Annotated in this window: 17 protein-coding genes; 9 read left to right on the forward strand and 8 right to left on the reverse strand. The window is 58.5% G+C overall.

Annotated features, from left to right (window positions below):
* Window positions 1-205: 205 nt before the first annotated feature.
* From HMJ29_RS14220 to HMJ29_RS14230, 3 genes are all read right to left on the reverse strand, one after another.
* A complete protein-coding gene (locus HMJ29_RS14220; protein ID WP_171592120.1) occupies window positions 206-1,237 on the reverse strand; it encodes an MBL fold metallo-hydrolase in 1,032 nt (343 codons plus the stop codon).
* A 165-nt stretch (window positions 1,238-1,402) separates the two neighbouring features.
* Window positions 1,403-1,822 (reverse strand): hypothetical protein, encoded by a 420-nt coding sequence (locus tag HMJ29_RS14225; RefSeq protein ID WP_171592121.1) that lies wholly within the window; start codon window positions 1,820-1,822, stop codon window positions 1,403-1,405.
* Between the two features lie 313 nt (window positions 1,823-2,135).
* The gene (locus HMJ29_RS14230) at window positions 2,136-2,525 is read right to left on the reverse strand and encodes a hypothetical protein (RefSeq protein ID WP_171592122.1); all 390 of its coding nucleotides are present in this window, start codon (window positions 2,523-2,525) and stop codon (window positions 2,136-2,138) included.
* 590 nt (window positions 2,526-3,115) lie between these two features.
* Here HMJ29_RS14230 and hutU point away from each other — a divergent pair.
* From hutU to HMJ29_RS14265, 7 genes are all read left to right on the forward strand, one after another.
* Window positions 3,116-4,924 (forward strand): urocanate hydratase, encoded by a 1,809-nt coding sequence (gene hutU, locus HMJ29_RS14235; RefSeq protein ID WP_216634057.1) that lies wholly within the window; start codon window positions 3,116-3,118, stop codon window positions 4,922-4,924.
* A gap of 110 nt (window positions 4,925-5,034) precedes the next feature.
* Complete coding sequence (locus tag HMJ29_RS20705) at window positions 5,035-5,283, forward strand: DUF3592 domain-containing protein (protein ID WP_436409441.1); 249 nt, start codon at window positions 5,035-5,037, stop codon at window positions 5,281-5,283.
* Window positions 5,284-5,593: 310 nt separating this feature from the next.
* Window positions 5,594-5,986, forward strand: coding sequence for a YkvA family protein (locus HMJ29_RS14245; RefSeq protein WP_171592124.1), 393 nt, complete (start codon window positions 5,594-5,596; stop codon window positions 5,984-5,986).
* Between the two features lie 95 nt (window positions 5,987-6,081).
* Window positions 6,082-6,810, forward strand: coding sequence for an NADPH-dependent F420 reductase (locus HMJ29_RS14250; protein WP_171592125.1), 729 nt, complete (start codon window positions 6,082-6,084; stop codon window positions 6,808-6,810).
* Window positions 6,811-7,204: 394 nt separating this feature from the next.
* A complete protein-coding gene (locus tag HMJ29_RS14255; protein WP_171592126.1) occupies window positions 7,205-7,531 on the forward strand; it encodes a GNAT family N-acetyltransferase in 327 nt (108 codons plus the stop codon).
* 173 nt (window positions 7,532-7,704) lie between these two features.
* Complete coding sequence (locus HMJ29_RS14260) at window positions 7,705-8,139, forward strand: hypothetical protein (protein WP_171592127.1); 435 nt, start codon at window positions 7,705-7,707, stop codon at window positions 8,137-8,139.
* Window positions 8,140-8,299: 160 nt separating this feature from the next.
* Entirely contained in the window at window positions 8,300-9,496 is a 1,197-nt protein-coding gene (locus HMJ29_RS14265) for an acetyltransferase domain-containing protein (protein WP_244679241.1), read from the forward strand.
* Window positions 9,497-9,666: 170 nt separating this feature from the next.
* Here the strand turns inward: HMJ29_RS14265 and HMJ29_RS14270 are convergent, their stop codons facing one another.
* The 4 genes from HMJ29_RS14270 to HMJ29_RS14285 all read right to left on the reverse strand — a co-directional run bounded on the left by HMJ29_RS14270 (window position 9,667) and on the right by HMJ29_RS14285 (window position 17,316).
* The gene (locus HMJ29_RS14270) at window positions 9,667-10,692 is read right to left on the reverse strand and encodes a glycoside hydrolase family 43 protein (RefSeq protein ID WP_171592128.1); all 1,026 of its coding nucleotides are present in this window, start codon (window positions 10,690-10,692) and stop codon (window positions 9,667-9,669) included.
* A 241-nt stretch (window positions 10,693-10,933) separates the two neighbouring features.
* Window positions 10,934-12,505, reverse strand: coding sequence for a carboxylesterase/lipase family protein (locus HMJ29_RS14275; RefSeq protein WP_171592129.1), 1,572 nt, complete (start codon window positions 12,503-12,505; stop codon window positions 10,934-10,936).
* Between the two features lie 270 nt (window positions 12,506-12,775).
* Complete coding sequence (locus tag HMJ29_RS14280) at window positions 12,776-16,390, reverse strand: ABC transporter permease/M1 family aminopeptidase (RefSeq protein ID WP_171592130.1); 3,615 nt, start codon at window positions 16,388-16,390, stop codon at window positions 12,776-12,778.
* The gene (locus HMJ29_RS14285; protein WP_171592131.1) at window positions 16,387-17,316 is read right to left on the reverse strand and encodes an ABC transporter ATP-binding protein; all 930 of its coding nucleotides are present in this window, start codon (window positions 17,314-17,316) and stop codon (window positions 16,387-16,389) included. Before HMJ29_RS14285 ends, HMJ29_RS14280 begins: the two co-directional genes overlap by 4 nt.
* Window positions 17,317-17,730: 414 nt before the next feature.
* Here HMJ29_RS14285 and HMJ29_RS14290 point away from each other — a divergent pair, with 414 nt between their 5' ends.
* A complete protein-coding gene (locus HMJ29_RS14290) occupies window positions 17,731-18,603 on the forward strand; it encodes a sensor histidine kinase (protein ID WP_244679240.1) in 873 nt (290 codons plus the stop codon).
* Window positions 18,572-19,300: a LytR/AlgR family response regulator transcription factor gene (locus tag HMJ29_RS14295; RefSeq protein ID WP_171592133.1), complete on the forward strand. Its 729-nt coding sequence runs from the start codon at window positions 18,572-18,574 to the stop codon at window positions 19,298-19,300. Before HMJ29_RS14290 ends, HMJ29_RS14295 begins: the two co-directional genes overlap by 32 nt.
* On the opposite strand, the gene HMJ29_RS14300 is transcribed toward HMJ29_RS14295, so the two are convergent.
* Complete coding sequence (locus HMJ29_RS14300; RefSeq protein WP_171592134.1) at window positions 19,294-22,095, reverse strand: PAS domain-containing sensor histidine kinase; 2,802 nt, start codon at window positions 22,093-22,095, stop codon at window positions 19,294-19,296. The two genes, HMJ29_RS14295 and HMJ29_RS14300, sit on opposite strands and share 7 nt — an antisense overlap.
* Window positions 22,096-22,331: the final 236 nt, after the last annotated feature.

The raw sequence follows: 22,331 nt of genomic DNA on the forward strand, positions 1-22,331 counted from the left end.
CTCAAAACCTCATGTTGAGCTGAGCCTAAATATCTCACGTGCTGACGTAGGCGGTAGAAGCACAACAGTTGGAGTCTCGTCATTAACCACCCTCATGGAAACGACTGGCCTAGGCTTATCGGCCCGCATAACTCCGCAGTAAAAGCAACAAGGCCCGCGCGCAAGCACGGGCCTTGTTGGTTCTATCTACCGGACTTGCCTTTATCTACCGGCCAGACTTGCCGGGGACGACTACCTCGCGGCCGTGCACGAACGGCTTTTCGCCGGTGCGGTAAATGCGCTCCGGGTCGGGGTATTTCTTGGGGTACTCATTTTGCTTCTTTTTTTGTTGCTGCTTGATCAGTAGAGCAGTGCCTACCAATGCCCCCAGGCCTACGCCGGCAATGGCCAGCTTGGTCCGGATGGGGTCGTGGGGAGCGGGCGGTAGGTAGGCTACTCCGTTCTCATCGAGGCGCGCGGGGTCTTGCACGTAGCGGCCTGAGGTAGGCATGGGGAACTCATCGGCTAGGCGCTGCAAGCCTTCTGCCGCCTCTGGGCCAGTAATAACTGGGCCGTGGCCGCAGCCAATAGCTTGGGGCTGCAGGGCCGCCAGCTTCTGCACCGATTCTTTCACCTGCTGCCAGTTGTAGTTAAACGGCGCACCGGCCACGCTCACCTTGGGCACCTGCAACAGTAGCTGCGGCACCGACTCATGGTTGGCCGTAGCAAACGCATCGGCTCCGATGAGCGTGCGGTCTTTCTCCCGGAACAGTGCCACCTGGCCGGGCGCATGGCCGGGTACATGAATCCACTGCCAGTCGGGCAGGAAGGGTGGGTCGGTGTCGTTGGGCGGCAGGGGCTGCACGAAATCAGAAAGCTGAAACGACTGAGGCGGGAAGAAGCGCGCCACAAAGGCCAGGGAGCCACCGCCTTGCACCGTTGGGTCGGCGGGCGGGTACACGGCACGGGCCGTGAGGAAGGGCATTTCCAGGGGGTGAGCCAGCACAGGCACCTTCCAGTGCTCAGCCAGGGCCTGCGCCGAGCCGGAGTGGTCCATGTGGCCGTGCGTCAGAATGATGGCCTCGGGGTGCGTGCCGGGGTAGAATAGCTTGTCGGCGGTAGCAATGATATCTTTTTCAGAGCCGGGTAGGCCAGTATCCACCAGCACCCATTCGCCGGGCGTACCGGTTTCCACGAAGTACACGTTGACAAAACGTTGGATCTGAAGCTGGGTCACGCCAGCGGCTACTTGGTTCATACTCGTCGGTCGGTTTAGTGTAAGCAAAGAGTACGCAGATTTGCCGCGTAGGGGTGAGGCTCTGGCAGAAAACTCAAGCGCTGCCGTGAAAAGGGCAGGGGCTGAAACGCAAAAAGCCTCTCCCGGAGGAGAGGCTTTTGTACGTATTTAGAAAGCCAGAAAAGCTTACTGAGCCGTGGTGGTACCAGCAGTAGTACCAGCCGTGGTGCCAGTAGTGGTGCTGCCAGTAGTAGTGCCAGCGGTAGTACCACCAGCCGTAGTGCCCATAGTAGAGCCGCCCGTAGTGGTGCTGGCCGTAGAGCCACCAGCCGTAGTGCCGGCCGTAGAACCACCCGTGGTTGAACCGGTGCTGCCGGTGCTGCCCGTGCTAGCGCCGCCACCAGCAGTAGAGCCAGCGCCCATGTCGCTGTTCATGGCGCCGTCGCCGCTCATAGTCGAGTCGGTGCTCATGGTAGTTTCGGTGGTCGAAGTCGAGGAAGACTCAGTGCCAACGCCAGCTTCGCTGCCTTCGCCGGCATTGTTACCGCCGCAAGAGGCAAAAGAGAAAGAGGCCGCAGCCAGAGCTAAAAACAGAACTTTTTTCATGGTGTAGGTTGGATATGATGGAATTGGTAAAAATAAATTCCGCCGTTAGCTGGCTCAGAATTCAGCCTTTATACCAAAAGGGTAAAGCGGTAACCCTGATTTAGCTAACAAAATATTGGCTTTATTATACTGTTCAGCTTTCCTTATTCCGAGCTTAAGTAATAGGCTGTATGTAAGCTTAAAGCACTAAAAGCGTGGTTCATGCTGCTTTTCAATGTTAGGCAGAAGCATCTTTTGCTTGTTGTAATAAGAATACAAAAGCCTCTCTAAAGCTAGAGAGGCTTTTCTGTAAGTTTTTTTAAAACGCGTTGGGTTACTGGCCCGTGGTGCTGCCACCACCGGTTGTACTACCGCCGCCCATAGAGCCCCCACCCGTGGTGCTACCACCGGCAGTGCTGCCCCCGGTGGTAGTGCCTCCACTTGTGGAGCTGCCTGCCGTAGAGCCAGTGGTACCACCAATGCTTTCGTCGCCGTTGCTGGTGGTGCCGCCCCCACCCGAGCCAACCCCCATAGAACTGGTGTCGCTGTTGTTCATGCTGCCGCCACCGGAAGCATCCATTGAGCCTGAGCCGGATGAGCCCGAGCTGCTTTCAGTACCTGAGCCCCCCGTAGGGCCACTTGCCTCACTTTCTTGCTGGTTGCCGCCACAGGAAACAACGCTAAACGAGGCCGCCACGAGGGCGAGAAAAAAAGTCTTTTTCATAGGATGAACATCTGAAGTAAATAGGATGCCAGAACCTGCTCAGAGCTTTTATGTCTGGCAGGCTAGGCTTTATACTCCAAACCGTGAAAAGCAACCAACTTATTGGCGACAAAATAGTGGTATTTTTATATTGTTGAGCTAGTGTCTAAACTACAGTATTAGGAGTGCTTAGCAATAGATATAGCAGAAGTAACATCATATAAGCCAAGATGATAAATAGCAGGTGCCCGCCTGGATATAGGTGTCAGCTACATAGCGCAGCAGTGGCCTAGCACTAGGGATAATATCAAGTTGCTGCCCTGCGGCTTCCCAGAACAATAAGCTAAGCGCAGCTGCAGTTTCTGGCTAACATTATGCGGTGTAAAGCCACCTACTTGTGTCACTACACCGCATTACGTCAGCTTGCTAGCATGGACGTCAGATGAGGCTGACTCGCTTTGAGCTTGCCATTTGGTGGGGCTCAGGGCAACTGTGGGAATAGAAGAGGCCTTGGTGCTAGGCAGTATCACACTGCGGCAGCTGCTACTAACGGGGGTTTGGCACTCAGCAAAATCAATAACTTGCCGCCCCACCCTCATCCCTGTCCCGCCATGTCGCATACTCCCGCCCCTCTCGATACACCCGAGCTGAATCTCGAAGCCACCAGCCAAGCTGAGCACACGCACCCCGCGTCGACTGCCTCTTCATCTCCTGGGGCAAGAGGGGAGTCGTCGAAGCGCCCGATGTACTACGAGTACAAGCCCGCAGAAACCGTGCGCGCCCAGCACGGCACCACGCTGCGCTGCAAAACCTGGGAGGCCGAGGCGGCCCTGCGCATGCTGGAAAACAACCTGGATCCGGCCGTGAGCCTGGTGTATGATGAGCTGATTGTGTACGGGGGCGCCGGCCGGGCCGCCCGCAACTGGAAGGAGTACCAGACCATCGTAAACACGCTCAAGAGCCTGGAAGCCGACGAAACCATGCTGGTGCAGAGCGGCAAGGCGGTGGGCGTGATTCGGACCTGGGCCCACGCCCCGCGGGTGCTCATTGCCAACAGTAACCTAGTGCCCGCCTGGAGCACCCAGGAGTACTTTGACGAGCTGGATAAGCTGGGCCTGATGATGTACGGGCAGATGACGGCCGGATCCTGGATTTATATTGCCACCCAAGGGATTCTACAGGGTACCTACGAAACCTTCGCCGCCGTAGCCGACAAGCACTTCAATGGCACTCTGGCGGGCACCGTTACCCTCACGGCAGGCCTGGGCGGCATGAGTGGGGCCCAGCCTCTGGCCGTGACCATGAACGACGGTGTGTGCCTCGTCATTGAGCCCATTGATGCCCGTGTGAAGCAGAAGGTGCGCGAAGGCTACCTCGATGAGCAGGCCCACGACCTAGACCACGCCCTGAAACTGATGGAGCAATATAAGCAGGCGCGCCAGGGCTGGAGCATCGGCCTGACCGGCAATGCTGCCACCGTGCTACCCGAGCTGCTGCAGCGCAACTTCCGCCCCGATATCGTAACCGACCAAACCTCGGCCCACGACCTGATGGACTACATTCCGGAGGGCGACATCACGGCGGTGCTGCAGTTGCGCCAAGACAACCCCGAGGAGTTCAAGCGTCAGGCCTTGGCTTCCATCATGAAGCACTGCCAGGCCATCATTGATATGCAGGCCGGCGGGGCCGTGGCCCTTGACTACGGCAACAACCTGCGCGGCCAAGCCGAGAAGGGTGGCCTACGGGTGCGCGACGAGCACGGCCAGTTCCTGTACCCCGGCTTCGTGCCCGGCTACATCCGCCCATTGTTTTGCGAGGGCAAAGGCCCTTTTCGCTGGGCGGCCCTCTCCGGCGACCCGCAGGATATTTTGCGCATCGACCGCGCCCTGCTCGAAACCTTCCCCGACAACAAAATGCTGGCCCGCTGGATTGAAAAAGCCCAAGCCAAAGTGCCCTTTATAGGCCTACCAGCCCGCGTGTGCTGGTTGGGCTACGGTGAGCGGGAGAAGTTCGGCCTGGTCATCAACGACCTCGTAGCCCGCGGCGAAGTCTCGGCCCCCATCGTCATCGGCCGCGACCATCTCGACTGCGGTTCCGTGGCCTCGCCCAACCGCGAAACCGAAGGCATGAAGGATGGCTCCGACGCCGTAGCCGACTGGCCCCTGCTCAACGCCCTAGCCAACTGTGCCTCCGGCGCCGACTGGGTGAGCCTGCACAACGGCGGCGGCGTGGGCATCGGCAACAGCACCCACGCCGGCATGGTGATAGTAGCCACCGGCACCCCCGAAAAAGCCGAGCGCCTGCGCCGCGTACTCACCACCGACCCCGGCATGGGCGTCTTGCGTCACGCCGACGCCGGCTACGAACTGGCCCAGCAGGTAGCTGAGGAGCGTGGGGTGAAAATTCCGGGTATTGAATAGATCAAGAATTTATGGAATCAGAGCCATATGTATACATAATTTTCTTCGCACTGGTAGTAGTGGCAATATTGATTTCTGCTCACTCAGGAGCAAAAAATCACCGCGATAGAATGCAAAGATTAGGTGCTCGCGCTCAAGGTGTAGTGGTGCGTAACAAGATAAACTGGGGACGTAATACTACTGTACGACCTATAATTCGATTTATAACAATGGACGGGCGGACGATTGAATCAGAGTCAACTTATGGAATTGCATTTGCCATACCTCGATTCCCTGAAGGCGCAACTGTAACAGTGATTTACAACCAGGAAAACCCTTTTGAATTTGATATTATTGAGGCCAGTCGCAGATATATCTGATTGGTTTGAAGTGAGTAGCGGCGCGGAACCTGTGGGTATGCCGAAACCAGGAATGCCTACTTGCTTATAAACTGCACCCGAAACTAGTGCGAGTTTGTAGCCCAAATCAAGCTTTGCTGTTTGGTTTCACTTCTGAGAGTGCACCTAGGGTACACCATCAGGGCACCACTTAGGGAAGCTCAGGCGGCGTACGAGCTACGCACTGGTGCCAACTGAGCATAATTAGCCACCAAGCATATTTCGTGGCGCAGCAGATAAGTCATTGAGAGAGCGAAAGGCACCTGAACTTTTAGACAGTCGTATGGGTGGTATGTTATCTGCCCTCCGAAACCGTGCCCGTGCCCTCAAGAGCGAGCTGGTGGCCCTGTACTATGCTGCTCGGGATCCGCGTACCCCGTGGCATGCCCGCTTGGTAATGTTGGTCACTCTGGCCTACGCGGCCAGCCCAATCGACCTAATTCCCGATTTTATTCCCGTGATAGGCTACCTCGACGATTTGTTGTTGGTGCCCGCTGGCATTGCGCTGAGTATTCGATTAGTTCCGGCTGACGTGCTACGCGACGCCCGGCAAAGAGCAGCTACAACACCCATCTCGAAACGCGCGAATTGGATAGTAGGAGGCCTTATTCTGGTGCTATGGGTACTGCTGCTGCTAGTTATAGGCCGCTATGTGTGGGCATGGTGGCGTACTCGCGACGAATAGCTCCCGAGTTGTAAGGAAAAAGCAAAACCCCCACTTCCGCTGTTTACCTCCCTGCACCGGCACATCTCCGGCGCATGAACTAAACACTCCCAGCTATGAACATCGGAATCATTGGCGCCGGCCACATCGGCAGCGCCCTCGCCGTACGGCTTACTGGCCTAGGCCACTCGGTTTATATTGCCAACTCCCGCGGCCCCGAAACGTTGAAGGACGTGGCCGAGAAAACGGGCGCTACGCCCGTCACGGCCGAGGAAGCCGCCCAGCGTGGTACCGACCTCATCGTGGTAACCATTCCGCTGAAAAATATCCCTGACCTTCCCAAAGACCTGTTCGCAGGCGTACCGGCCGAGGTTCCCGTCATCGACACGAGCAACTACTACCCCATGCTGCGCGACGGCAAAATGCCCGAGCTGGAAACCGGCGACCTGACCGAAAGCGAGTGGGTGCAGCAGCACCTGGGCCGCCCCGTGGTGAAGGTGTTCAACAACATCTACGCCCACCACATCGTGGAGAAGGGCCAGCCAGCCGGCACGCCCGGTCGCATTGCCCTGCCCGTAGCCAGTGATGATGCCGCCGCCAAGCAGAAAGTAATGGCCCTGGTAGAAGAGCTGGGCTTCGACGCCGTGGACGATGGCACGCTGCACGAATCGTGGCGGCAACAGCCGGGTACGCCCTCGTATGGCGCCGATATGGCCGCCGATAAGCTGCGCGAGCATCTGGCCAGCCTCGGTACCGAGCGCACGGAGGCTCAGCACAAGGAGTTCCTGGCCAACCATGCCAAGCAGGAGCAGGCCATGGCCGACCAAGGCATCTCGCTGAAGTAACTACCTGATAACTGGCTGCAACACCAGCTGAGTAATATTTGCTGAGGGTAGCCAAAGCCGCGTGCAGGTACAGAAAATGCAAGCCTGCAACTTGCTCCGGTTAGGTCACTAACTAGCGTAGGCCTGTAGTTGTGGCCTGTTTTTAAGTGCACATTATATTTCCATGGCTGCGTCTGAGTGGCAAACTGTTGTAGCGCCGCCCCCGGAAACTGAGGCGGCGCTATCCATTTAGATGTTGCCGCTCCACCGCGGTCACGGAGCATTAAAGCAACTGCTGCCCTGGGGCACGCACCGCAGCGCCACAACGGCAGATTTCAACTTAGTTGCAATTGATTTACAGTAAATGGAGCCCGTTAACCTGTAATAAGTTATTCGCTTTCTGCTCATTTGCCTTATGAAACCAGAATTCCAGGAGTTGCTGCTGGTAGACAACCGCCAAAACCACCGCTTTGAGCTAACGGTACTGGATAGCACAGCGTTTATCGAATACCAGGAAAACGACGAGGCTATTACAGTGCTGCACACGGTGGTGCCACCGCAGCTGGAAGGGCAGGGGGTAGGCACGGCCATTGTGGAGGAAACCCTTCAGACAATAGAGGCTCGTCAGCGCCTGCTCATTCCGCTGTGCCCATTCGTGAAGAGCTACCTGAAGCGGCACCCGGAGTGGCAGCGGCTGGTAGTACCCGCCTATTTGCGCTGGTTCCAGCAGCAGCAGTTGTAGTGGGTTAGTCGTAAGTGCTGCAAAACGGAGAGTGCCGCTTCCACCCGGCTTTGCTACACTAGTACAGTGCTACACCTGCGGCTACCGTATCTGGCTGCTATTAGCTAGTTGCACCGGTAAGCACATTGTTAGGCGCTTTCAACTCCCGCTTGCTAAGTGCGTATGCTCTGAGCATGCAGTCTGTTTTGCCCTGGCTTCCGTTGTTGTTGCTGCCCTTTTTGGCGGGGCTGTTTACGCTGATCAGCTTTCTGGTGTCGCGGTTGGGCTGGAGCCGGTTGGCCAGGCAGTACGCCGTGGCGGCCGTACCCGGTGCCGTTGAGCGGAAGCTACTGGCCTACGTGCGCATCGGCTTCGCTAACTACAAGAACTCGGTGAAGGCTGGCGCTACTCCGCAGGGCCTGTGGCTAACCACCTGGAAAATCTTCTTCCTAGGCCATCCGCCGCTGTGTATTCCGTGGTCGGCGTTTGGGCCGGTGCAGGCGCACAAGTTCCTCTGGACCACCCGCTATATCACCACCGTCAACAGCGGCAGCGACACCGTGCGCTTCATCTTTACCAACCCCTGGCTACGGCAAATGCTGCCGCCCTCTATACCCGTGCAGGAGTAGAAACTCTGCCTGGCACTTCACACAGCTACAGGTGCAAAAATGATCAGTTGCAGCTGGCCAATAGTGTTTGCAAGTGTGTAGCTTGAGGCTGCGGCCACGGGGATGTGAATTTCCTCGTAGCTGCAGCCCCCCCCCGTGTTTTGACGCAACCCCTCACGCTATGCAACCTTCCGCTGTATTACCTCCCCTTGTGGCTCCAAGCAGGGCTGCTATTTCCCGCGTACAGGCCGTAGATATAGTGCGCGGACTGGTTATGGTGATTATGGCCCTCGACCACGTGCGCGAGTTATGGAGCCCCACTGCGTTCCGGCCCGAGGACCTGAGCCAGGCAAGTGGCGCGCTGTTTTTCACCCGCTGGATTACTCACTTTTGTGCGCCTACGTTCGTGTTCCTTTCGGGCGTGAGTGTGTGGCTGCTCCAGCAGAAACTAGGGAGCAAGAGTGCCACAAGCAAGTTCTTGTTTACCCGGGGGCTGTGGCTGGTTTTCTTGGAGGTGGTAGTTATCACCTTCTTGCTGCAGTGGAGCCACAATATGTTGCTGCTAGAGGTAATTTGGGCAATAGGTGGGAGTATGATGCTCTTGGCCGGGCTGCTCTGGCTACCGCGGCCGGTGCTGGCTGTATTGGCTGCCGTTATTGTGTTGGGTCATGATGCCTTACCCTTTATTCAGCCCGTAACGCCCGCCAATGCTGGCTGGGCCATGCTGCACAACACTCCTTTCGTGCTACCCATAGGGCAATCAGTACCTGCCCTGCTGGTGGCCTACTCTGTGGGGCCTTGGCTGGGGGTGATGCTGGCGGGTTACGTGGTAGGGCCCTGGTTTGCTAGGCCACTACCCGAGCGGACACGACTACTGCGCTTCGCGGGGGCAGGCCTGCTAGGCCTGTTTGTGGCGCTACGGGCCACCAACTGGTATGGTGATCCATCTCCATGGGGCGCGCAACCCCGTGGCTGGTTTTACACGCTGCTGTCATTTGTGAACGTGAGCAAGTACCCGCCATCCTTGTTGTTTGTGTGCCTGATGCTGGGGGTGTCTTTGCTGCTGCTGAGCCGGTTAGAAACCGTTGACAACCGCTTCACGCGCTGGCTGCGCACCTACGGACAGGTGCCGTTCTTCTACTTTCTGCTGCACCTGCTGCTGATCAGCGCCGGCGCTTGGCTCTGGACCCAACTTAGTTTTGGGCAGGCTATCAATTTATCCTTTACCCAGCCCACTTCCTGGCCCAAAGAGTATGTTCCTAGCTTGTTGCGCGCTTACACGGTGTGGGCAGCGGTAGTGCTGGCGCTATACTGGCCCTGCCGCTGGTACCGGAATTTCAAGCAGCAGCACACGTATTGGTGGCTTTCTTACATGTAAGAAAGCCACCTGATTAGTGAGCTTGACACGAGCAATTGTTCACGGCTTATATGATTGCGCTAGGCCAGTCTGTGACTTCTAACTCACGCCTGTGAAATGCGGAGTCGGCAAAAAGGGAACTGGCTTTAGAGTAACAGGTGGCCTAGCGTGCCGAAACTTTTGGTTGAGTTCTACGGCTTTTGGGCGGTTACGCCTTCCGCCGTGATTTTCACGGGCTGAATGTGGCCCTGCGCGTCGAAATACATGCGGTCGATGCAGGTAACGCGGTGGTTGGCATCGGTTTCAGTTAGGGGGCGGCGGTGGTACACAATGTACCATTCGTCTTTGCCGGGCACCTGAATAACGGAGTGGTGACCGGCACCGGTGGCCACGGTGGGGTCTTGCTGCAGAATTTTGCCCACCCGCTGAAACGGACCTAGTGGCGAGTCGGCAATGGCGTAGGCCACTGAGTAGTTGGGCCCGCCCCAGCCGCCCTCCGACCACATAAAGTAGTACTTGCCGCCGCGCCGAAACATAAAGGGCCCTTCTACATAGTTCTGTGGCGTAATTTCCTTGTAGGTAGAGCCATCGGGGTAGGGGAGCAGGCCCGTGAAATCAGGCTTCAGGCGCACTATGTTGCAGTGCGACCAGCCCCCGTAAATCATGTAGTACTGCCCGTCGGCGTCCTGAAACACAAACTGATCAATGGGCTGCGCGCCGTTGTGAATATTACCGATGAGGGGCTTTCCCAGGTGGTCGCGGAAAGGGCCTTCCGGCTTAGAGGCTACGGCCACCCCAATGCCGCCTACCTCGCCCTCGTGCACATCGTTGGCCCCGAAAAACAAAAAGTACTGGCTGCCCTTCTTCACAATAGACGGCGCCCACATGGCGCGCCGGGCCCAGGCAACGCTGGCAGTATCAATAATGCGCGGATGCTTGGTCCAGTGCACCAGATCAGGGGAGGAAAACGCATCCATAAACACCTGCTGGTCAAACGGCGCCGAGTAAGTGGGGTAAATCCAGTACTGCTTGCCGAAGATGGTGGCTTCAGGATCAGCGTACCAGCCGGGAAACACGGGGTTGCCGGCCCGCTCTGGGCTGCCTTTCACGTTAGCCCTACGCCCCGCTGGCTTACCGGTAGCCGCGGTGGTTTGCGCATATGCACCAACCGCTACCAGGCAGTTTAGCAGCGCACCAAGCAAAAAGCAGTTCTTCATGTGGGGAGGTAAGTATAGCTTGCCAATACGTTTTAGCAAATGCTGGCCCAACGATTTAGGCTGCTACAAGTAAGGCAAATTTTCAGCTTTGTGAACAAGCTTTCTGTTTGGCACCTGCACCTCCTGACAAAGCGCCCAAGGCGTGGCGTAAGCTGCACTGAAATTCTGTGGCAGTGCAATGCCGTTTCTGCGGCTCTGCTGGCTGGCTATAAACCAACCTATTTACAAACATGCGAGCTTGTTACCGGCTATAGCCTTGCATTGGGAAGGCGGGGTCTTGGTAGGTGTTCTGTTCCGCCTCAGCCTGGCCGGCCGCGTTTTTAAAGACCATCACTTGCCGCTGAGTGGGCGTATAGGCGGGCCATGCGGGGCCAGGCTGCCCGGTTTTGATGAAGTGAGCCCAGTAGGCGTGCATTTGGGCCGCCAGCGCAGGGTTGGAAGCTTTCCGTGGGGCAGTTGTGGGGGCAGCCGTAACGGCGGCGGCAGAACTGCCTTTGGGCGCATTCCACACAAAGGCCAGCTCCTGGGCATGCATGGGGCGGGTGAGCGAGTCGCGGTAATCGAAGCGGTAGAGCCAGGTGGGGGTGCCGCGCTCAGCGAGCTGCTGAGCCAGTCGGTAGGTAGCCAGCCGATAGAGGTAATCGGTAAGCACTGTGTTCCAGGCTTCCTGCTCCGGCTGGGTCTTGCGCAGCTGCTGGTAGGCCTGCCACACATAGGGGCTGTTTTTGGGGCCAAACACCTGGTCTAGCGCTGTCTCGTTTGGCTGGTGTATCACTGAGCCGGGGCCGCTGAACAGGTAGGCCTCTTCCAGGTTGGTACCCAGCAGCACCCGCAACGGCTTTCGTGACTGGCGCAGGTACTCTTGCGGAGGCAGCGGAATAGTGCGGCCATCGAGGACGGGGCCAAACACCTGTAGGCCACCTGCGCCGTTGGTGAAGCGCGCCTGGGCCCGCACCAGAGAGTCGGCGGGCAGGGTTAGCAGCGCCTGTGCATTGGGCAAGTGCAGCGCCTGCAGCAGCTGGCGGGCAACGGCACCCGCCGTGGCCGTGTCGCGGACGGCCTGCACGGCTCCGCTTTCCAGAATTACCTGCTGAAACAAGCCTTGCGCGGCCGGGGTCACCAGCAGGGCGCCCACCAGCTTAGCCCCCGCCGATTCTCCCATAATCGTTACGCGGTTTGGGTCGCCGCCAAACGCGGCAATGTTTTGGTGTACCCAGCGCAGGGCGGCCACCGCATCAAGCAAGCCAGAGTTACCCGCCTGAGCATATTTCGGCCCTAAGCGGTTGCCCAGTTCGAGGAATCCCAGGCTGCCCAGGCGGTAATTGATGCTCACGGCTACCAACGTATCCTGAGCCGCAAAGGTCCAGGTGTCATTATCTTGGCCCGAGCCGCCCGTAAAGGCTCCGCCGTGTACCCACACCACCACTGGGCGCCGCTGTTTGGGCGTACTTCTTGGTGGTGCCCACACGTTCAGATACAGGCAATCCTCGGAGCCCTGCACGCCATTTGGGCCGCCCGCTTGGGGCGCTCTGGAGCCAAATTGCACCGCTGCCAGCGTACCGGAGTGGCGCCGGAGCGGCTGTGGCGGCCGGAAGCGCAACGCCCCCACGGGCGGCTGGGCATACGGTATGCCCCGGAAAACCTCTAGGCCACCCTCACGCACGCCAGACACCTTGCCCTGGCGGGTTTTCACTACTGGGGCTGCTTGCTGGGCGTATACACCAGCCGGGAAAAGGCTCCATACCCATACAAGGGCAACCACTCGAAGCCCGAAGCGGCAGGGCAGGTTGCTCATATAATCAGATAAATGCATTCTGCAAGAAGCTAAAAGCTGAGGTAAAACGCCACGGAGGCCAGCCATACTTCCACTGTGCCCATGGCAGTGGCTTACTTGTAGGTGGCCGCCGGCTGCACGTTGGCGCCGGGGTGGTGGGTAAGGTCGTCACTCAAATCGGTGCGCCTCGGCTGGCGTAAGTCGCCCATGCCCAACCTGTTCAACGCGGCTGGCTAGCCTGCCACTCCGTTCCGCACCGATGCCTAGTGCCAGCCTACGCAGGGTAAAAGGGTAAGCAGCGTCTTGGTATCATGGCCGCTGAGCTGACTTTACCACCTTGTAGTTATCGGTTGGTTTCCAATCAACTAATAACTGACGTGGATCAACCCCCGCCTTGGCGGGCCGGGTAGGTACCGTGAAAACGATAGTCTGCCGACCGGATTTGATTAGGTGTTTTTGCAGATAGAGTTGCCTGCCTATTTCCTTGCCTTCTTTAGCGGGAGCGTAGGCCCCAATTTCTATCCATTCCTTCAGCGGGAGGGTTTTCTCAGTGCCGGCACTGTCCACTACCTGCTTGCTGGCTTGTAACGTGAGCGTCACCTGCCAGCTGCCATCTTTGGTTTGTTGGGTGGTAGTGTTTTCCGTGGCCAGCTCCCAAAAAGTGTTGGCTTTGAAGAGGTCGTGCAGCAGCGGGTGAAGCGAGTCGGGAGTGGCCGTTTGCAACTCCTGGTACAGATCCAGTGACGTAGCAAACGGACGGGTGCCGGGGCGGTGCTTTGCCAGCAGCTGCCGGAGCGCGCCGTTCACCCGGTCGCGGCCGATGTACTGGCTCAGGGCGTACAGGGCGAAGGGTCCCTTGCGGTAGTTTTGGTAAAAGTCGTCGGCTTGCAGCAGCGGCTTGGCAGCGCGGGTGCGCGGGGTTTCGTTTTCTTCCCGCAGAAAGCTCAACAGCGCTGGCAGGTAGTCGGCTCCGTAGTTGTCTTCCAGCGCGCCCATGGCCGAGTACCAGGCCAGACTTTCGGTAATCAGGCCGGCGCCTTCCACGTAGGCCTGCTTGAGCTGGTTGCCCCACCACTGGTGGGCCACCTCATGTGCCACTACGGCCGTTACCAGGTCAAAGCCCCGCTGGTCGGCCTTGGGGTTCAGTAAGAAAAAGCCTTCCCACGTCGTAATGTCGATGGGGGAAGCGTGGTTGCCGAAGCCATACCCTGGCTGGCCCACAAAACGAAGCTGCCGGTGCGGGTAGGGGCCAAATTGCTTTGTATAATAGTCAAGGGCCGCCTGGGCGCTACGGACCATACGCGCCGGGTTCTCCGTTATGCCGGGAGGGTAGTAAACCTGGATGGCCACGTCCTGTGCTGCGCCCGCCGACGCGTTGCGCCATTTGCCTTCCTGCACCGCGTAGTTAGCGGAGAAAAAGGCGTACTCGTTGCGGATGGGCTCATCGGTGACGTAGTGAAAGTAGCGGCGGCCGGCGGCGGTCCAGGTGCGGCGCAAGGTGCCCGGTGCCACCACCGTTTGGCTGGCATCCGTTCCCACCACGGCCTCGAAGCGGATTTGCTCGGGGAACGGCGCGTAGCGACGCGCCGCCACATCGTAGAGCGAGTAGGTAGCGGGCCGGGGCGCTAAGCCGTGCGCTTTGCGGGCGCCAGCCTCATCCAGCTCCCGGTACGGCTGGTAGCCGATGACGGGCAGCCACTCTAGGTTCCGGAAGCTGCTGCCGTTGGCTACTATCTGCACATCGGCACCCCGGTTGGAAAAGCCCCGCGCTTGATGCCTCACCCGAAAGCGCAGGCGCAGTGAATCGCCGGGGAGCAGCGGCTTGTTCAGGGCGTAGATGTAGTGGCCTAGCTCCGCGTCGGAAAGCACTGGCTTGGCTGGTTGGTCGAACGCAAGGGCAGTGGTTTCCACGGCATCTGTTCCCGTTGCCAGATGCACCGAGTCGATGGCTACTGGCGCGTTATTCACCAGTAGGTACGTGCCCTGTATTTCGGCCGCCTGCTGCTTGGGGTATAGTTCTATCCGCAGGTTTACGCCGGCCACCTGTGGCTGGGGCACGTTCTGGTACCGGCGGTAGCGCTGCTCGTAGGTTGCCTGCTGTGCCGCTGAGGCAGAAGCGTTGGTGTAGGCATGCAGCACGTTGGTGTTGTAGAAAACAACCCCACCCAACCCTGCAATACCTACCGCCGCCACCGCTGCCACCCGCACCAAAGAACCTGTAAAGCGCTGGCGGGCCAGCTGCAGCCGTGAGGCCACGCTAGTTTCCCGGCCCCGTACCCAGAACAGCACTCCGACCACTGCCAGCAGCAGCGCCCACGCCATCCAGTACCCCTTAGACCACAGCCAGGGTGCCAGCGTCGGCCCGAAGCCAGCCATGTTGGTATACGTCCAGGGCGGGCTGGCAGAAAAGACCAGCAGCTTGTGCTCGATGCCCAGGAGGTGGGCAAATACGATAAACCCATACGCTACCAGCGCCACCAAGTGGCCTACGAATTTCTGGTTTACCAGCACATGCACCAAAAGGGCCAGCAGGGCAAACAGCAGGCACTCCACCAGCTGCAGCCCGAAGAATGCTTGCAGGTATAGCCCAATTTCCGGGCTTGTGCCACCCAGGAGTATCTGCGCCACTCCGCCCGCCACCATCAGCAGGGCCAGCCACGCCCCCGATAGTAGGGCCAGCGCCAGAAAACGGCTTCCAAACAGCACCCATTCTGGTATGGGGGCGGCATTGGTCATGTCACTTAGGCCTGCTTCCCGCTCTCGCCACACCAGCTCGCCGGCGTAGAAAATGGTGAGCATGGTAATGAGAATCGTGCAAAACTTCGGTTCCGTCAGCGGCGCCGTTAGCAGGTGCAGTACAAAGTCGGTGCGGGGGAGTAGGGGCACGCCGCGGGCTTTCAGGTTGCCGCGGAGGGTGAGAGCGGCCAGCCCGGCCAGCACCGCCAGCAGGGGCAGCCCCGACTTGCTTTTAGCGAGCTGCCAAAAAGCATTCCCGGTGAGCAGGCGCAACTGGCGCAGCTGCGTAGCCACGCCAAACGGCTCCTTGGCCGATGGCCGCGCGTCTTCCGTTTTCCACTTCGGTTGCTCCCGGGTCGTGCTATTCGTTGTCGGCTGCGGTTTGGAGCCGGTTTCCGGTAAGACGAACCGAAACCGGAAATACGTAAACGCCAACAGGCCTAGCGAGGCTGCGAGCCACAGGAGGCGGTTGGCCAGAAAGGAGCCCTCGGGCAACACCAGCCGCGCATCGCGCTCCAATGGAGCCCACGAGGTCAGGTAATCCATCACCGGAGTAAACCCCATCGGGTCAATTACGTGCCGCCATTCCCCGGCCCGATGGAGCGCTAAGCCGAGCAGGTAGGCCGTTGCCCAGAGGGCAGTGGCGCCCAGGTAGCTGCCCATGGCCCGGCGGCTCAGCGTTGCCACCGAAAATTGCGTGGCCGTTGCGAAAAGAGCGTTGGGTAATAAGATGAAGCCCAAAGTGGTCAGGTAAGCTGCCGGCCGGAGCGGACCCAGCAGCTCGGCCTCCAACCCAGAGCCGTACAGAGCCAGCAACGTACCCAGCGGCACAGCCAGCACCAGTAAGCTATTGAGGGCCAGGGCAGCCAGAAACCGCCCGCCCAGGTAGGCCGCCTTGCTCGCGGGGGCTGGGTAGGTGAGCAAATGCATGCGGGTCTGCACATCACGCGCTGCCGCTTCACCAGCCACGGAAGCCCCCACAACCAGCCAAAATCCGCTGCAAACCACCGCCACCGACGCCATGACGACGGGCGCATTTACCAAAAAGTACCCGTCGCGCGCATCGGGGGCATAGTTGGCCGTGACAATCAGAAACGCCAGAACCAGCAGGGCTCCGAAATACAGCCAGGTAGTGGCCTGGCGCAGCTGGTAGCAGAATTCAAACGCAAAAATTGTTTGGAGCTTCATCGCGCTAGTTCCTCCGCTTTTAGTTGCTGATTGGCCGGGCCAAAGCAGCCCGTCATGGCGCTGAAATACACATCCTCCAGGTCTGGCTCAACCGGCTCAAACCCGGGACCAGGCTGATCATAGCTGTGCACGTGCACCATGGTGCGCCCACTCAGGAGCTTGGCCGAGATGACGTGGTGTTCTTGCTCCAGCGTCGGCAGGGCCTGTTTGTCGGTCAGCTTGCGCCAGATACGGCCGTTGAGGGCAGCCACGGCCGCTAGGGGCTGGGCCTCCAGCAAAATGCGGCCCTGATTGATGATGGCCATGTTGGTGCACAGCTCTGACACGTCTTCCACGATGTGGGTGGAAAGAATGACCACGCTGCTTTCACCCAGCTCGCTCAGCAGATTGAGGAAGCGTACCCGTTCGGCGGGGTCGAGGCCGGCGGTGGGCTCATCCACAATGAGCAGCTGGGGGTTGCCGAGCAGAGCCACGGCCACGCCAAAACGCTGGCGCATACCGCCGGAGTAGCCGCCCAGTTTCTGCTTGCGCTTGTCCCAGAGGTTGGTTTGCCGGAGCAAGGCCTCGGTGGTGGCGCGGCGCACTGCACGATGGGTGATGCCTTTGAGCATCGCAAAGTAATTAAGCAGCTCTTCCGCACTGGCCTTGGGGTATACCCCAAACTCCTGGGGCAGGTAGCCCAGCGTCTGGCGCACCGCTTCCTTCTGGTTGATTACATCAATGTTGCCCAGAAAAACGCGTCCTTCATCAGGCTCTTGCAGGGTGGCGAGCGTGCGCATCAGCGTAGATTTGCCGGCGCCGTTTGGCCCCAGCAGGCCGTACATGCCCGGCGGCACGTCCAGCGACACATTATGCAGGGCCTGCACGCCATTCGCATATTTTTTGGAGACATTGCGGATAGAGAGGCCTAGCGGGTGCTTTCCCATGGTATCGGTTTTGCTTCGGTGAATCGTTCAGGAGCAGAAGAGCCCAGCAGCTTGGCTTGGGCTGGCGGGCTTTCAGGACGAAGCAATTGGTACCGGCGCGGATAGCAAAAACCGATAGGCTGATGTACTGAACCAATCTGCCAAATAGGGCTTTGCTGCCGCGAAAGCACTGGCGGGCTCCTTTGCCCGTCTCGTAGATTAGCCTTCGTAGCTGGTCGAAACGGTGGCCTAGGCCACTGCCACAACACCCACCTTTGTGCTATGGAGCGCGTCAAAAAAATCTTCTGGCTGATTCACGTATTCGTTTGGGTCTTGTTCACCTTGTTGGTCGGCTTGCAACTCAAGAGTGATACCGATGCCCATTGGCGAAGCACAACGGCGGGTTTTATTGCGACCTGCCTGTATGTTTTTTACATGCATTTCTACCTGCTGACCCAATACGGCGGTAAGAGAAAAGGAAGAGAGTACTGGTTTCGGTTGGGAGGTATTGCCTTGAGCGGCCCCTCGCCTTTTTTGTTCTTCCACCAGGAGCAGTTTGATTTTGGGTACTATTCAATGCACGTCATCACGACGGTACCCATCTTTCTCTTCCTGAGCTGGCTGGCCCGGGTCACCGAGACGCTGGTGCTCAACACTATCCGGAAAGAGCAGCTGGAGAAACAGGCCGCGGAAGCAGAACTGAATTATCTGAAGTCGCAGATCAATCCGCACTTCCTGTTCAATACCCTCAACAACATCCACACGCTGGTTTACAAGCAAGCCCCCGCCGCCCCGGAGGCGGTAATGCACCTGGCCTCGCTGATGCGCTACATGATTTATGAGTCAAACGCGGCTACGGTGCCCCTGGCCCGGGAGATGGACTATTTGCAGGATTATGTGAGTTTGCAGCAGCTCCGTTACAAGAATAGCCCCGTGGTAGACCTGCAGCTAGTGGGCGAAACGGAATCCTACTACATTGCCCCTCTGCTGTTCATTCACCTGCTGGAAAACGCCTACAAGCACAGCCCCGCCCGCCTAGCCCCCGGCGACCTGAAGGTGCGGGTGCTGATAAAAGATGATACCCTGACTTTCAGCGTGCAGAACCCAATTGCCACAAAATCGGCTAACGCCCTAAGCGAGCCCGGAGGCATCGGGCTGCCCAACGTCCGGAAGAGGCTGGCGTTGTTGTATCCCGGCCAGCATACCCTGAGCACCCAACACACCACCGAAACCTTTACGGCCCGCCTTACCATTCAAGGTCTTCACGCATTAGCCCATGAAAGAGAAGCTCACCTGCTACATCATTGAGGACGAGCATCTGGCCCAGGAGATTCTGGAAGAGTACATCCGAAAAGTACCTTTTCTGGAGTTGAAAGGGGCCTACGAAAGCCCCCTGGAAGCCGCCGGTCCGCTGAAGGAAGACAATCCCGACCTGCTGTTTCTGGACATTAACATGCCGGATCTGGATGGGCTCAGCTTCATCCCGATGCTGAATCCCAAGCCCATGATTATCCTCACCACCGCCTACGACCAGTACGCCTTGAAGGCGTATGAGCTGGAGGTACGGGATTACCTGCTGAAGCCCTTCACGTTTGAGCGGTTTTATAAAGCTGTTTTGCGCCTGTACCAGGAACAGCGCCCCCGCCAGCTCCTGGAAAAGAAGCAGGATACAGCCGACGCTAAGCCAGAGCAGGAGTATATTTTTCTGAAGGTAGGCCACCGCATCCAGAAAGTAGCCACCCATGATATTCTCTTTGTGGAGGGTATGAAAGACTACCTGCGGATTCACACCCCGCAGGAGAAGATTCTGACGCTGTTGAGCTTTGCCAAACTAGAGGAGCTGCTACCCAAGCAGGAGTTTGCGCGCGTGCACCGGTCCTTTCTGGTGGCTCTGAACAGGATTGACCACATCGAGAAAAACCGAATTCAGATCAGAGACCAGCTCATTCCCATCAGCGATACCTATGCCGAGGCGTTTTATAAAATGTTGAAAGGGCTTCAATAGGGCAGGTAAACGCCCACAGTAGTACCAACCCCCGGTTGACTTTTTACTTCCAGGTGGCCCCCGGCATTTTCCACCATGCGCTTCACCATATAGAGGCCAATACCGGTGCCCTCTACGTGGGTGTGGAAGCGCTGGAACATGGTGAACAACCGCGGTAACTGGTCAGGGTGAATGCCCAAACCGTTGTCTTGCACTTCGAGCACCGTGTAGCCCGGTTGCACCCGGGCCCGCAGCTCTACCTGGGCTGGCCGGCCCGGGTGGCGGTACTTAAGGGCGTTGCTAAGCAGATTATACACCACAGAGCGCAGGTTCTTCTCCGAGAACTGCACCCACGGAACCTGCTCAACGGCCACCACCAGCTGAGCCGCCGTTTCTTTTACAAGCGGTTGCAGGTCGCGGCGTACACCTTCCACCACGGCAGCTAAGTCTACGGCGACTGTGGCAGGGGCATACTCTTTTTGCAGCTTAGAAACTTCCGTCAGGTGGCTGATGGTCCGCTTGAAGCGCTCCACCGACTCAAGCATAAGCATGAGGGTGGGAGCAATGGCCTCGTCTGCAGCCACGGCGGGGGGGAGCTCCTCGCTTAGCAAGGAGAGCAACCCCTCAATGTTCGCAATGGGCGCTTTCAGGTCATGCGAGGCCGTGTAGATGAAGTTATCCAGATCAGCATTGGTGCGCCGCAATTGCTCGTTAGTCTGCTTCAGCTCCGTGATATCAATGGCCGAGCCCACGTAGCCGTACAGCTCGCCGCCCTGCAGATAGCTGGGTGCACCCTGGGCCAGCAGCCAGCGGTACTCCCCATCGTGGCGGCGCATACGGTGCTCCAGAGTGTAGGGCTTGCCCTGCGCAATGGCCTGCGTTAAGGTGGCCTGCGTGTGCTCAAACTCGTCCTCCGGGATATATGATTTCCAGCCCGTAGCAATGTACTGCTGCTCATTTTCCAGGCCTACAAAGTCGAGGAAAGCGCGGTTGATGTAGCGGATAGAGGAGTCGGGGTACACGGCCCACACCATATTGGGAGCGGCGTCGGCCATGGTGCGGAAGCGGGCCTCACTTTCCTGCAGCTCGCCGGTCAGCCCCTCAAGGCGCTGTTGAGCTAGGGCCAGGTCGGTGACGTCGGCGGCCGTGTTAAGGATGCCGTACACCTGGCCACGGCTGTCGCGTAGGGGCCCGAGGCTGTAGTTGTAGTAGTAGGTTTGCGGCTGGCCATGAATGAGCACCTCTAGGCGCTGGTTGCGCAGGTGGAGCGGTACGCCGCTAGTCAGCACCTGCTGAAATTGTGCCGTTACGCCCTGCGGCACCAATTCGGGTAGCACGTCGGCAAAGCGCTGACCAAACACCTGGGGGCCCTTGCCCCAGGCTGTTAGCATTGCCTCGTTGGCCAGCTGAATGCGAAACTCAGGGCCTACGCATACACTGATAGGGAAGGGCACTCCCTCCACAAGAGCTCTAATCTGCAGCTCACTTTCCCGCTCGCGTTGCCGGGCCACCACCTGCTCCGTTACATCGTAGGCAAAGGTAGATACGCCCACAACAGCCCCGTTTTCGCGGTAGGCCTGGTATGTGAAATTGAAGTAGCGGACCTGATCAGGGGCGGCGGCGGTGTGGCTGGTGAAGTTCAGGGGCTGCTCAGTGCCGAAAAAGGTTTCTCCGGTCTCGTACACCTGGTCTAATAGTGCCAGGAGCCCTAACTCACTCGCTTCCGGTAGGGCTTCGGCTACGGTGTGGCCTAGCAATTGCCGGCCCGCAAATAGCACCTCACTGGTAGGATTAATGTAGATATAGCGGTGGTCGGGGCCGCGCGTAATGGCAATGGCTGCGGGAGTTTGCTCCAGTACCTGATATAGCTCTTCCCGGTCCTGCACGCGCCGCTCAGCGGTGGCCAGGGCCTCGGTTTGCGTTTCGGCTAGCTGGCGCGTACGCTCTGCTACCCGTGCTTCCAGCTCCTGGTTGAACTCCTGCACCTGCTGGCGGCTCAGCACCTGCTCGGTTACCTCAGTGCCAATGGACCGAATACCACTAACACTGCCATCAGGATCAAACTCGGGTTGGAACACGAAGTTCCAGTACACCGGCTCCGGCCGGCCGTGGCGGTCAATGAGGGTGAGTTGTTCGTGGGCTGTGTGCGGGTTGCCCGTGGAGTATACCTGGTCGAAGATTGCCACCACCTCGGGAGTGGCTGCCTCGGGCATAACCTCAAACACTGGTCGGCCGAGTACGTCGGGCAAAGTGCGGCCCCAGATTGCCAGGGTGGTAGCGTTGGCTAGTTCCACGCGGTAGCGCGGACCCCGGTACACCGCCACAGCCACCGGAGCTTGCTCCACAAAGTCGCGCAGGGCATTACGCTGGTGTTCAGCCTCCGTGCGGAAGGCTTTCTCCCGGGCCTGGCTGGCACGCAGGGCCTCCTCAACGGCACTGCGGTTCTGATTTGCCGTGTCGGTGAAGCTTACTACCAGCCAGTTTCCGCTGCGCCGGGCCGATAGCTGGAAATAGTTGTCTAGGCCATCGGCCTGGTAGTTAACCTCATATACCTCAGAAATTCCTTCGGTGTACACGCGCCGGTAATAGTTGAATATGCCAGCGGTAACGGCGTGCGTAAAACGAGTGAGCAACGTGCCGCCAGGGCGCTCCGGAAGACCAAGCATGCGCTGGCCGGCGGGGTTCAGGTACTCAATGGTGAAATCAACAATTGCTCCCGCCGGGCTATAAACCGGTTGCATTGCATTGACACCCGTGAGCGAGGTGGCCAGCAGATCGTAAAATAAACTAGCCGGTAGGAAAGAGGAAAGAGACAAGTTAGGAGCGGAATCCATTGGTAGAGCAACAAGGAATAGGCAGCGCGGACGAGCAAGCTATCCACTTTCAAGCAGGATATAAAGTAACGCGAAGCTCCGGGTTAGGTACAGTAGCGGGGAGGGCGTGTACTGGCCCTTCCTCTGATGGAGAGGTAGTGCCCGTCAACTCCCTGTAGTGCTCCAGTTAGCGGCTGCAATCTAAGTAAATGCAGGCAGCGGCGAGTGATTGGTGGCCT

This window comes from Hymenobacter taeanensis, assembly GCF_013137895.1.
Lineage (GTDB): Bacteria > Bacteroidota > Bacteroidia > Cytophagales > Hymenobacteraceae > Hymenobacter > Hymenobacter taeanensis.

Bases quoted from the DNA above. Each gene is read 5' to 3' on its own strand.
- HMJ29_RS14260 (WP_171592127.1), top strand. From the start codon at position 7,705: ATGCAGTCTGTTTTGCCCTGGCTTCCGTTGTTGTTGCTGCCCTTTTTG.
- hutU (WP_216634057.1), top strand. From the start codon at position 3,116: ATGTCGCATACTCCCGCCCCTCTCGATACACCCGAGCTGAATCTCGAA.
- HMJ29_RS14265 (WP_244679241.1), top strand. From the start codon at position 8,300: ATGCAACCTTCCGCTGTATTACCTCCCCTTGTGGCTCCAAGCAGGGCT.
- HMJ29_RS14290 (WP_244679240.1), top strand. From the start codon at position 17,731: ATGCATTTCTACCTGCTGACCCAATACGGCGGTAAGAGAAAAGGAAGA.
- HMJ29_RS14270 (WP_171592128.1), bottom strand. From the start codon at position 10,692: ATGAAGAACTGCTTTTTGCTTGGTGCGCTGCTAAACTGCCTGGTAGCG.
- HMJ29_RS14225 (WP_171592121.1), bottom strand. From the start codon at position 1,822: ATGAAAAAAGTTCTGTTTTTAGCTCTGGCTGCGGCCTCTTTCTCTTTT.
- HMJ29_RS14220 (WP_171592120.1), bottom strand. From the start codon at position 1,237: ATGAACCAAGTAGCCGCTGGCGTGACCCAGCTTCAGATCCAACGTTTT.
- HMJ29_RS14250 (WP_171592125.1), top strand. From the start codon at position 6,082: ATGAACATCGGAATCATTGGCGCCGGCCACATCGGCAGCGCCCTCGCC.
- HMJ29_RS14275 (WP_171592129.1), bottom strand. From the start codon at position 12,505: ATGCATTTATCTGATTATATGAGCAACCTGCCCTGCCGCTTCGGGCTT.
- HMJ29_RS14285 (WP_171592131.1), bottom strand. From the start codon at position 17,316: ATGGGAAAGCACCCGCTAGGCCTCTCTATCCGCAATGTCTCCAAAAAA.
- HMJ29_RS14255 (WP_171592126.1), top strand. From the start codon at position 7,205: ATGAAACCAGAATTCCAGGAGTTGCTGCTGGTAGACAACCGCCAAAAC.
- HMJ29_RS14230 (WP_171592122.1), bottom strand. From the start codon at position 2,525: ATGAAAAAGACTTTTTTTCTCGCCCTCGTGGCGGCCTCGTTTAGCGTT.
- HMJ29_RS14295 (WP_171592133.1), top strand. From the start codon at position 18,572: ATGAAAGAGAAGCTCACCTGCTACATCATTGAGGACGAGCATCTGGCC.
- HMJ29_RS14280 (WP_171592130.1), bottom strand. From the start codon at position 16,390: ATGAAGCTCCAAACAATTTTTGCGTTTGAATTCTGCTACCAGCTGCGC.
- HMJ29_RS20705 (WP_436409441.1), top strand. From the start codon at position 5,035: ATGCAAAGATTAGGTGCTCGCGCTCAAGGTGTAGTGGTGCGTAACAAG.
- HMJ29_RS14245 (WP_171592124.1), top strand. From the start codon at position 5,594: ATGTTATCTGCCCTCCGAAACCGTGCCCGTGCCCTCAAGAGCGAGCTG.